This is a genomic window from Roseovarius sp., from assembly GCF_040223625.1.
GTDB lineage: Bacteria > Pseudomonadota > Alphaproteobacteria > Rhodobacterales > Rhodobacteraceae > Roseovarius.
The window spans coordinates 25,916-36,909 of record NZ_JAVKFX010000028.1 but is presented as its reverse complement, the minus strand read 5'-3'; the positions used below and the strand labels follow the sequence as shown (position 1 = coordinate 36,909).

Below are 10,994 nucleotides of genomic sequence, written 5' to 3'. Positions count from 1 at the left end.
GGAGGGCGCAAGCCCCTGTGGCCGCACGAATATTCGCATCAAGGGCTGGATGGGCCGGGCCGACCAGACGACCAAGATCAAGGGCATGTTCGTGCGCCCCGAGCAGGTGGCGGCGCTGGTGTCGCGCCATGACGAGATTTCGCGGGCAAGGGTCATCGCCAGCCGCGAGGGCGAGATGGACGTGATGACCGTGCAGATCGAGGCCGATGGCGGAGAGCCCGAGGCCTATGCCGGGGCGGTGGCCGATACGCTCAAGCTGAAGGGGCGGATCGAGATCGTCGCCAAGGGCAGCCTTCCAAACGACGGCAAAGTCATAGAGGATCAGCGCAGCTACGAGTGAGCCACGACAGGGAGGTGTCGTCGCATGTTTCGACTGTGCTCCGGGCTGGTGACGGCCCTTTGCCTTGTTGCGCCTGCGGTGCAGGCCGAGGATCTTGCCCTTCTCTACGGTGACCGGGGACAGGCCAGCGACTTTCGCGAGGAGAACGGCGCCGGCGCGGCGGCGTTCCGCGATGCGCTGACCCAGGCCGGGTTCCGGGTGGTCGAGCCGCCGGACCGGGATATCCGCTCGATGCGGCTGGCGGCCGTGAATGTCGAGACCGCGCTGGCCGAGGGCGGGGTCGACCGGCTGGTGATCGTCGCGACGGGGCCGTTTGCAACCGACGGGCAGGATAGCTGGATCCTGTCGAACAGCGCGCAGGACGTGAAACGGGTGATGGCGGGCGCGATGGGCATCTCGCTCAACGCGCTGAGCGACATTGCCGAGGAGCATGGGCTGCCGACCGTGATCATGGTGGCGCCGGGGATGTCGCCCGAGGGGCTGGCGCCGGGGCTCAGCCCGCGGCCGCGCGCCTTCCGGATGGCCGAGGGCGTGACCTATATCACCGGACGCTCGCCAGTGCTGGCCGACATGCTGGCCGGGTCGGTGCTGCTGGAGGGGGTGTCGTTTGCCGAGCTGGCCGAGACCGCGCCGGATGGCGTGCGGGTGGAAGGCAACCTGGCCCGCGATGCCGGGCTGATGGGGCCGGCGACGATGCCGCCCTCGGCGGAGGCGGTGGAGGCCGGGTTCTGGCAGGCGGTGCAGACCTTCGACACGATCGCGGCCTACCGGACCTACCTGGGCGAGTTTCCCCAGGGCGCCCACGTGGCCGAGGCCGAGGAGCGGATCGCCTATCTCACCGACGAGCCCGAGCGCGAGGCGAAGTCGATCGAGGAGGGGCTGGGCCTGTCACGGGAGGACCGGCGCGAGATCCAGCGGAACCTTTCCCTGATCGGGTTCGACCCCAAAGGGATCGACGGGATCTTCGGACCCGGCAGCCGCGCCGCGATCGGCGACTGGCAGGGTGAGAACGGGTTCGGCGAGACCGGCTACCTGACCGGCAACCAGCTTCTGCGGCTGCGCGACCAGGCCCAGGCCGAGGCGCGGCGGCAGGAAGAGGAAGCCCGCCAGCGCCGCGAGGAAGAGGAGCGCCGCGACCGCGCCTATTGGCAGGAAACCGGCGAGGCCGGCGGCGAGGAGGGCCTGCGCGCCTATCTCGACCGCTATCCCGACGGGCTTTTCGCCGACGAGGCGCAGGGCCGGCTGGACGAGATCGAGGCGGTGAAGCGCGAGGAGGCGGAGCGCGAGGAGCGCGAGGCGTGGGATGCGGCGCGCAATGCCGACAATGCCGAGAGCTACAGCGCGTTCCTCAACACCTATCCCGACAGCACCTTCGCCAGCGCCGCACGGGCACGGCTGAACGAGCTGACCGACCGGCGCGAGAATGCCGCCGAGATCGAGGCGGCCCGGGCACAGGAGCGGCAGTTCACCTCGACCCTGATCGCGCGGGTGCTGATCGAGCGGCGGCTGGGCAGCCTTGGCACCAACCCCGGCGCGGCGGACGGCAATTTCACCCGCCAGACGCGCCGGGCGATCCGGCAGTTCCAGCGCTCGCGCAACCTGCCGGTGACGGGGTTCATCTCGCAGGCGACGATGGTGCAGCTCATGGCCGGGCGGTAGCGCCCGGCCCGCTCAGAACCGGTTGGCGTCGTAGGGCGTCAGGTCGATATTGGGCGGCTGGCCGTCGATCAGGGCGGCGACGATGCGGCCGGTCTTGGGGCCCGCCGTCAGGCCAACATGTTGATGCCCGAAGGCGGCGTGCACGCCGGAGCCGTGTATCTCGCCGATCAGGGGCAGGCTGTCGGGGGTGGAGGGGCGGAAGCCCATCCATTCCTCGACGCCGTCGTACTCGAGCGCCGGGAAGAGGCGTTTGACGTTGCGGGCGATCAGGTCGCGCGGGCCGCTGGAGGGGCCGCGCGTGGTATCGCCCAGTTCGACCGTGCCGGCACAGCGCAGGCCCGAGGCCATCGGGTTCGCCGCGAACTTGCCCTGCGTCAGCATCATCGGGTTTCGTGGCATCTGCGAGGGGCCCTTGAAATGCAGGTGGTAGCCGCGTTCGGCCACCAGCGGCACCCGAAGGCCCAGCTTGCGCATGAAGGGTTTCGACCAGATGCCGGCCGCCAGCACGGCGCGATCACAGGGCAGCCGGCCCTGGTTGGTGAGAATGGCGGTGACCTTGCCGCCCTGTAGCTCGATATCCTGCGCCTCGGCCTGACGGTAGGTGCCGCCCTCGTCTTCCAGCACCCTGGCCAGCGCCTCCATGTAGGCGCCGGGGTTGATGATGTGGCCGTGATCCTTGAGCACGGCGAGGAGGCCGGTTTCCGGCCCGAGGATCGGCTCGGCCTCCTGCACGGCGGGGCCTTCGATGATCTCGGGCGTGAACCCGGCGCGGCGCTTGGTCTCCCAGCTTGCCGCGTCGGCCTCGAACGCCGCGCGGTCGGCATAGGCATAGAGGAGGTCGCTGTCGGCGATCCAGTCCTCGGCCCGGGTGCCGCGGGTGAGCGCGCGGTGCTGTGCGACGCTGTCGGTGAGGATGTGGGTGAGCCCCTCGGTCATGTGGACGTTGCGCTCGGGCGTGGCGTTGCGGAAGAACTGCCAGAGCCAGGGCACGAGCGTGGGCCAGGCGTTGCGCTGGAAGAACAGGGGCGAGTCGGGGCTGGTGAGGTACTTGAAGGCACTCTTGCGCAGGTCGGGCGAGTTCATCGGCACGATGGCCCATTGCGCCAGCAGCCCGGCATTGCCGTAGGAAGCGCCGGCACCGGGGTGATCCTTGTCGATCAGCGTGACGGTATGGCCCGCGCGGCGCAGCCAGATCGCGGCACTGAGCCCGCAGATCCCGGCGCCGATAACGATGATGTCGAGCGGTTTGGACATGTGCCGTTTTCCCCTGAGTTGCCGCAGCTAAGCGCAAGGGCCCGGCGGGGGCAAGGGCCTCGGGCCACGCGCCCTTGGCGGGTGTGGCGATTTGAGTATTTCTGGAAAGATGAAAGGGCGGGTCAGCGCGGGAAGGCGGCGGTGAGGGCGATCTCGACCATGTCGGAGAAGCTTTGCTCGCGCGCCTCGGCGGAAAGTGCTTCGCCGGTTTGCAGGTGGTCGGAGACGGTGCAGACGGCCAGCGCGGCGGCGCCGTGGCGGGCGGCGACGGTGTAGAGCTCGGCCGCTTCCATCTCGACAGCGAGGATGCCGTGGCGGGTCATCTGCTCGGTCAGGTCGGGGCGCTCGTCATAGAACGTGTCGGAGGAATAGAGGCTGCCGACATGGGTGCGGGTGCCCCTGGCCTCGGCCGCGTCGACCGCGGCGCGCAGGAGGGTGTAATCGGCCGATGGCGCGAAATTCACCTCGCGCATCATGGTGGAAGAGGGGGTCGTGGTGCTGCTGGCGGTCATGGCGACGATCACGTCGTTGAGCTGCACATGTGCCTGCATCGCCCCGCAGGAGCCGATGCGGATCAGGCGTTTGGCGCCGTAGTCGCGGATCAGCTCGTTCGCGTAGATCGACAGGCTGGGCATGCCCATTCCGGAGCCCTGGATGGTGACGGGGTGGCCGTTCCACGTGCCGGTGAAGCCCAGCATGCCGCGGGTGGCGTTGACCTGGCGGAGGTCGGAGAGGAAGGTTTCCGCCGCCCATTTCGCGCGCAGCGGGTCGCCCGGCATCAGGACGCATTCGGCAATATCGCCCGGGGAGGCGCCGATATGGATGGACATGGGACCGGCCCCTTACTTGCGGTTGTACTTGACGAACGGGGTGAGCGTGCCGATCCGGTCGTAGAGCTGTCGGGCCGTGGTGTTGAAATCCTGCGTGAGCCAGTAGACCGAGGGTCGGCCGGCCTCGTCTGCGGCGGCATAGACCGCCTCGATCAGCTTGCGGCCGACACCGGTGCCGCGCACCTCGGGGTCGGCGTAGAGGTCCTGCAGGTAGCAGACCTTCTCGATCCGCCAGTTGTGGGGGTGGTAGATGTAGTGGACGAGGCCCACCGGCGTGCCGTCGACCAGCGCGAGGAGCGCGTTCTGGTCGGGGTGGTCGGGGGAGCAGAGCCGGTCGAACGTGGTGTCATAGACCTCCTGCGCGACGGAGGTCTCGTAGAATTCGAGATAGGCCTTCCAGAGCGCCGACCACTGCGGCTTGTCGGCGGGGTCGAGAGGGCGGATGGTGACGGTCTGGGACATGGGGATGCCTTCGCGAAAATGAGGTCTGCCCCGGTTCTAGACCAAGTTTGCAAGACCCGATAGGCCCGGCAGGAGGCATTTTTTCGCCGAGGGGGTTTGCGCAGGCGGGCGGGAATGGCCATCTGCCGTTGACCGGGTGCGGGGAGTGGCCCTGACCCGCGAGGCAGAAAAGGGAGACACCCATGAAATTCGGATCGACGCTGACGATGGTGATCGCCGCGGCGAGCATCGGCCTGAGCGGGCCGGCGCTGGCACAGGATCAGTCGCAGGACGAGGCGCAGGATCAGGCGCAGAGCCAGGCCACCGATCAGTCCACGGGCCAGGCCACCGAGCCGGCCGCCAACCCGGCAGAGCCTGAAATTCCTGAAATCGCTGCCGAGGACGTGACACAAGGGCAGATCGCCAGCTTCGTCAACGCGATGATCGCGCTGGAGCGTATCCGGGCGGAGTACCTGCCCCAGATCCAGGCCGCCGAAACCGACGACGAGCGCCAGGCGCTGGCCGCCGAGGCGGACGAGGCCGCCAAGGCTGCCGTGACCAAGACCAAGGGCATCACGCCGGGCGAATACCTGGCCATTGGCCGTGCCGCGCAGGGCAACCAGGAGCTGGGCGAGAAGATCAACACCCGGATCGTGGAACTGCGCGAGAAGCAGCAGAAGCGCAAGCCGCTGCAACAGTCCGGCACGGGCCAGAATAGCTCGTCCGAGGGTGAAACGGTCACCCAGTAAGACCGGGGCCGGCGGCGGGTTACTCCGCCGCCACCGCCTGCGGATCGGCGAGGGTGACGATATCCATCATGATGGTGTTGAGCTCGAAGTCCTTGGGCGTGTAGACCCGCGCGACGCCCATTTCCCGTAGGCGCCTGGCATCCTCCTCGGGGATGATGCCGCCGACGATGACGGGAATGTCGCCAAGGCCGGCCTCTTTCATGCGGGTCATCAGGTCTTCCACCAGCGGAATATGCGAGCCCGACAGGATCGAGAGGCCCACCACGTGGGCCTGCTGTTCCTGTGCGGCGGTGACGATTTCGGCGGGCGTGAGGCGGATGCCCTCGTAGTTGATGGCCATCCCGCAATCGCGGGCGCGGAAGGCGATCTGTTCGGCGCCGTTGGAATGGCCGTCGAGGCCGGGCTTGCCGACGAGGAAGGAGAGCCGGCGGCCCAGCCTGTCCGACACCGCGTCGACGGCGGCGCGCAGCTCGTCCAGCCCTTCGGTCTTGTTCGACGGACTGCCGGAGACGCCGGTGGGGCCGCGGTATTCGCCGTGCACTTCGCGCATCTGCTGGGCCCATTCACCGGTGGTGACGCCGGCCTTGGCCGCGTTGATCGAGGCGGGCATGACGTTCTGTCCCATCGCCGCGGCCTCGCGCAGGGCGGACAGTGCGGCTTTCACCGCGTCCTCGTCGCGCTCGGCGCGCCAGGCGTTCAGGCGGTCGATCTGGTCGGCCTCGACGCCCGGGTCGACCACGAGGATGCCGCCGTCTTCCGACTGCAGGGGCGAGGGTTCGCCCTCGGTCCACTTGTTGACGCCGACGACGACGGTCTCGTTCCGCTCGATCCGGTTGAGGCGCTCGGCGTTGCTGTCGACGAGGCGGGATTTCATGTACTCGATGGAGTTGATCGCGCCGCCCATGCTGTCGAGATTGGCCAGCTCGTGGCGGGCGCCGTCCTTGAGCGCCTCGACCTTGGCGTCGACCGCCGGGTTGTGATCGAAGAGGTCGTCGAATTCCAGAAGGTCGGTCTCGTAGGCGAGGATCTGTTGCATCCGCATCGACCATTGCTGATCCCACGGGCGGGGCAGGCCGAGGGCCTCGTTCCACGCCGGAAGCTGCACGGCGCGGGCGCGGGCCTTCTTGGAGAGCGTCACCGCCAGCATCTCGATCAGGATGCGGTAGACGTTGTTTTCCGGCTGCTGCTCGGTCAGGCCGAGGGAGTTGACCTGCACGCCGTAGCGGAAGCGGCGGAACTTGGGGTTGTCGACGCCGTAGCGGGTTTCGAGGATTTCATCCCAGAGATCGACGAAGGCGCGCATCTTGCACATCTCGGTGACGAAGCGGATGCCGGCGTTGACGAAGAAGGAGATGCGGCCGGCGAGCACCGGGAAATCCTCCTCCGGCACGCGCGGTTTCAGCTCGTCCAGCACGGCGATGGCGGTGCCCAGCGCGTAGGCCAGCTCCTGCTCGGGCGTCGCGCCGGCCTCCTGCAGGTGGTAGGAGCAGACGTTCATCGGGTTCCACTTGGGGACGGCCTTGTAGCAATACTCGGCCACGTCGCCGATCATCTTCAGCGAGGGCTTGGGCGGGCAGATATAGGTGCCGCGCGAGAGGTATTCCTTGATCAGGTCGTTCTGCACCGTGCCGGCGAGCTTGGAGGTATCGGCCCCCTGCTCCTCGGCCACGGCGATGTAGAGCGACAGGAGCCACGGCGCGGTGGCGTTGATCGTCATCGAGGTGTTCATCTCCTCGAGCGGAATCTTGTCGAAGAGCGTGCGCATGTCGCCGAGGTGACAGACGGGCACGCCGACCTTGCCGACCTCGCCGCGGGCGAGCACGTGATCGCTGTCATAGCCGGTCTGGGTGGGCAGGTCGAAGGCCACCGAGAGGCCGGTCTGACCACGCGCGAGGTTCGAGCGGTAGAGCGCGTTGGAGGCTTCGGCCGTGGAGTGACCGGCATAGGTGCGGATCAGCCAGGGGAGGTCTTTCTCCGGGGCGGACTTGGCGTCTTGCTGCGTCTGCGACATGGGCGGCCTCGTGAATCGGGATGCGCAATTTTGTTACGTTCGGCACTTGATAACGGGAATATTATGAGCGTGTCAATTCGCTGCGTTGCGGCAATCGGGCGCCGGGGCCGGTATGGCGCAGTGCATTTCGGTGCTGCTGCGGAAGCCGAAGAGATGGTGCAGGGGGCCGATATGGGTGACGTCGCCGGCGACGAAACCGTGTCGTTCGTAAAGCGCGCGGGCGCGCGGGTTGCTGTCGATCACGTCGAGCCGGACGGAGGATTTGCCGTCTTCCGCCGCCCGCGCCTTGACCGCGCCCAGAAGCGCGCTGCCGACGCCCCTGCCCCGGGCGTCTTCGGCGACGAAGATACCGTCCATCAGCAGGGTATCGGGCCGGACCTGCCGTTCCAGCAGCGACAGCGCCCCGCCCCGCCAGAGCGCGCCGGGCCAGCCATAGACGCGGGCCAAATCCCGCCAGCCCCCGCCGACCAGCCCGCCACGCGCCGTCTTGACCCCCGCGAGCCCCAGCAGCCGCCCGTCGGGATCGCGGGCGGAAATGGCGAAATCGGGGTGGAGGGCGGCGGAGAGGAAGCTGAGCGCCTTGTCCTCGGGCGCCAGCACCGCCCCCAGCTTGCCGCGGAACGCCTGCCAGAAGAGATGCGCGGCATGGGGGCGCTCTGCCCGGTCGAAACCGGGTGTGAGGATCGGTGTCACGGTGTCTGGTCCATCGGCCATGGCCCTGATAAAGCTTGTCGGCAAGTAAAGTGCAAGGATCAGGCATGACTTCGACCGTCGAGCTGCCCCTCTGGCTGTTTGTCCTGATCGTGCTGTTCGCCGCGGTCACCTTCGCCTCGCATTTCCTGTTTCCCTCGGTGCGCTGGTTCTTCCGGCGGCGGATGGAGCGGGTGGTGGCGCGGCTGAACGAGCGGCTGGCGCGGCCGATCGAGCCGTTCAAGCTGGCCCGCCGCTATGACATGATCCAGCGGCTGATCTATGACCCCGAGGTGGCGCAGGCGATTGCGGATCATGCCGCCGAGCAGGGGATTCCCGAGAACGTCGCCTTCGAGCAGGCCAAGCGGTACGCGCGCGAGATCGTGCCGAGCTTTTCCGCCACGGCCTATTTCGGCTTTGCCATCAAGGCCGCGCGGTGGCTGAGCCAGTCGCTCTACCGCGTGCGGCTGGGGCATTACGACGAGGAGGAATTCCGCCATGTCGACCGCGAGGCGACGGTTGTGTTCGTGATGAATCACCGGTCCAACATGGATTACGTGCTGGTCACGTGGCTGGCGGCCGAACGGACGGCGCTGACCTACGCGGTGGGGGAATGGGCACGGGTCTGGCCGCTGAGCCGGCTGATCAAGGCGATGGGGGCGTATTTCATCCGCCGCCGCCCGCGCAACGAGCTCTATCGCCGGGTGCTGGCAAGGTACGTGGGGATGGCGACGGCCGGCGGCGTGACGCAGGCGATCTTTCCCGAAGGCGGCCTGTCGCTTGACGGGGCGCTGGCGCCGCCGCGGCTGGGGCTGCTGAAATATATCGTCGAAGGGCACGAGAGCGGCGGGCGCGACGTGGTTTTCGTGCCGGTGGCGGTGAATTACGACCGGGTGTTCGAGGACCGGGTGCTGGTGGCCGCCGGGCAGCGGGGCGACCGGCGGTTCCGGGCGCGGATCAGCGTGGTGGCGAGGTTCATCCTGCGGCAGTTCTGGCTGCGGCTGACGGGGCGGTATCACCGGCACGGCTATGCCGCCGCCAGCTTCGGCGCGCCGCTGTCGCTGGAGGCGTTCGAGGCCGAGACGCCAGGCGCCACGATCGAGGATCTCGGCCGCCGCCTGATGACCCGGATCGGCGAGGAGGTGCCGGTGCTGCCGGTGCCGGCGGTGGCGCATGTGCTGACGCAGGCGGAGGAACCGGTGAGCCGGGACGAGCTGGAGCGGCAGTTGGGAGAGATGGCGGCGCAGCTGCCGCAGGCGCATGTGCACCTGCCGCGCGACGATGCGGCCTACGCGGTGGAGGTGGGCCTGCGCAACCTGCGCAAGCGGGGGATGCTGGTGGAGAGCGAGGCGGGAATAACCGTGACGCCGGAAGACCGGCCGATCGTCGCGTATTACGCGCGGTCGATTGCGCATCTACTTTGCGAGCGCAGCGACTGACGGGCGATTTTCTGCAACTGCGAGGTTATAAAGTTGCCGAATTACCGCTCAGGGCATTGCATTGTTGCGCGGAGAATTATATTCCACCCTCGAAGGCCGTGATTCTGCATTGCGGCGAATTCTTGACTCAAGGAGGCTGAGGATGGCCCTGGACACCGAGACCGGCATCGCGCCCTACGACGCGCCCGAGAAGGACCTTTACGAGGTGGGGGAAATGCCGCCGCTGGGCTACGTGCCCAAGCAGATGTACGCCTGGGCCATCCGGCGCGAGCGGCATGGCGAGCCCGACAAGTCGTTCCAGGTCGAAGTGGTCGACACCTGGGAGATCGACAGCAACGAGGTGCTGGTTCTGGTGATGGCGGCGGGCGTCAACTACAACGGCGTCTGGGCGGGCCTCGGCCAGCCGATCAGCCCGTTCGACGTGCATGGACAGGATTATCACATCGCCGGGTCCGATGCCTCCGGCATCGTCTGGCAGGTGGGCTCGGCGGTGAAGAACTGGAAGGTGGGCGACGAGGTCGTGATCCACTGCAACCAGGATGACGGCAATGACGAGGATTGCAACGGCGGCGACCCGATGCTGTCGCCGACCCAGCGGATCTGGGGCTACGAAACCGGCGACGGCTCGTTTGCTCAGTTCACCAAGGTGCAGGCGCAGCAGCTCATGCCGCGGCCCAAGCACCTGACATGGGAGGAAAGCGCCTGTTACACGCTGACGCTGGCCACCGCCTACCGGATGCTGTTCGGCCATCACCCGCATGAGCTGAAGCCCGGTCAGAACGTGCTGGTCTGGGGCGCGTCGGGGGGCCTCGGCTCCTACGCGATCCAGCTTGCCAACACGGCGGGCGCCAACGCGATCGGGGTGATCTCGGACGAGGACAAGCGCGAGTTCGTGATGTCGATGGGCGCCAAGGGCGTGATCAACCGGAAGGATTTCAACTGTTGGGGGCAGTTGCCCATCGTCAACAGCCCGGAATATTTCGACTGGCTGAAGGAAGCGCGCAAGTTCGGCAAGGCGATCTGGGACATCACCGGCAAGGGCGTGAACGTGGACATGGTGTTCGAACACCCGGGCGAGGCGACCTTTCCTGTGTCGACGCTGGTGGTGAAGAAGGGCGGCATGGTGGTGATCTGTGCCGGAACCAGCGGCTTCAACACCACCTTCGACGTGCGCTACATGTGGATGCACCAGAAGCGCCTGCAGGGGAGCCACTTCGCCCATCTCAAACAGGCCGCTGCCGCCAACCGCCTGATGATCGAGCGGCGGCTCGACCCCTGCATGTCGGAAGTGTTCCCGTGGGCCGAGATCCCGCACGCGCACATGAAGATGAAGCGCAACGAGCACAAGCCGGGCAACATGGCCGTGCTGGTGCAGGCGCCGAAGACCGGGCTGCGCACGGTCGAGGACGTGCTGGAAGCGGGCAAGTAAGCGGCCCCATTCGGCAAACGGCAGACGCCCGCGAATCGGTGACCCGGTTCGCGGGCGTCGCGCGTTTCGGACGTACAGATTGGGCGGAATCAACGGCTTGGCGAGGGCCGCCCCGCTATTTCGGGGGAGGGTGAAGCGGTGAGTATGGCGAA

At 67.5% G+C, this 10,994-nt stretch carries 10 protein-coding genes; 5 read left to right on the top strand and 5 right to left on the bottom strand.

What is annotated here, in order from left to right:
- A partial coding sequence (locus RLN94_RS08395; protein WP_502949379.1) for a phenylacetate--CoA ligase family protein occupies window positions 1–340 on the top strand: 340 nt, incomplete at its 5' end.
- Between the two features lie 24 nt (window positions 341–364).
- The gene (locus RLN94_RS08390) at window positions 365–1,999 is read left to right on the top strand and encodes a peptidoglycan-binding protein (protein ID WP_350131584.1); all 1,635 of its coding nucleotides are present in this window, start codon (window positions 365–367) and stop codon (window positions 1,997–1,999) included.
- Window positions 2,000–2,011: 12 nt separating this feature from the next.
- Here RLN94_RS08390 and RLN94_RS08385 read toward each other — a convergent pair whose 3' ends face one another.
- The 3 genes from RLN94_RS08385 to RLN94_RS08375 form a co-directional block, all read right to left on the bottom strand.
- On the bottom strand, window positions 2,012–3,253 hold the full coding sequence (locus tag RLN94_RS08385) for an NAD(P)/FAD-dependent oxidoreductase (protein WP_350131581.1): 1,242 nt from the start codon (window positions 3,251–3,253) through the stop codon (window positions 2,012–2,014).
- A 122-nt stretch (window positions 3,254–3,375) separates the two neighbouring features.
- The gene (gene deoD, locus RLN94_RS08380) at window positions 3,376–4,083 is read right to left on the bottom strand and encodes a purine-nucleoside phosphorylase (RefSeq protein ID WP_350131578.1); all 708 of its coding nucleotides are present in this window, start codon (window positions 4,081–4,083) and stop codon (window positions 3,376–3,378) included.
- A gap of 12 nt (window positions 4,084–4,095) precedes the next feature.
- On the bottom strand, window positions 4,096–4,545 hold the full coding sequence (locus tag RLN94_RS08375; protein WP_350131575.1) for a GNAT family N-acetyltransferase: 450 nt from the start codon (window positions 4,543–4,545) through the stop codon (window positions 4,096–4,098).
- A 182-nt stretch (window positions 4,546–4,727) separates the two neighbouring features.
- On the opposite strand from RLN94_RS08375, the gene RLN94_RS08370 reads away from it, so the two are divergent.
- Window positions 4,728–5,273, top strand: coding sequence for a DUF4168 domain-containing protein (locus RLN94_RS08370; protein ID WP_350131572.1), 546 nt, complete (start codon window positions 4,728–4,730; stop codon window positions 5,271–5,273).
- Between the two features lie 19 nt (window positions 5,274–5,292).
- On the opposite strand, the gene RLN94_RS08365 is transcribed toward RLN94_RS08370, so the two are convergent.
- Together RLN94_RS08365 and RLN94_RS08360 are read right to left on the bottom strand one after the other, a co-directional pair.
- Window positions 5,293–7,284: a methylmalonyl-CoA mutase family protein gene (locus RLN94_RS08365; protein WP_350131569.1), complete on the bottom strand. Its 1,992-nt coding sequence runs from the start codon at window positions 7,282–7,284 to the stop codon at window positions 5,293–5,295.
- A gap of 72 nt (window positions 7,285–7,356) precedes the next feature.
- Window positions 7,357–7,977, bottom strand: coding sequence for a GNAT family N-acetyltransferase (locus RLN94_RS08360; RefSeq protein ID WP_350158458.1), 621 nt, complete (start codon window positions 7,975–7,977; stop codon window positions 7,357–7,359).
- A 65-nt stretch (window positions 7,978–8,042) separates the two neighbouring features.
- On the opposite strand from RLN94_RS08360, the gene RLN94_RS08355 reads away from it, so the two are divergent.
- Window positions 8,043–9,413, top strand: a complete 1,371-nt coding sequence (locus RLN94_RS08355) for a 1-acyl-sn-glycerol-3-phosphate acyltransferase (RefSeq protein WP_350131562.1) — start codon at window positions 8,043–8,045, stop codon at window positions 9,411–9,413.
- Window positions 9,414–9,555: 142 nt separating this feature from the next.
- The gene (gene ccrA, locus RLN94_RS08350; RefSeq protein WP_350131559.1) at window positions 9,556–10,842 is read left to right on the top strand and encodes a crotonyl-CoA carboxylase/reductase; all 1,287 of its coding nucleotides are present in this window, start codon (window positions 9,556–9,558) and stop codon (window positions 10,840–10,842) included.
- Window positions 10,843–10,994: the final 152 nt, after the last annotated feature.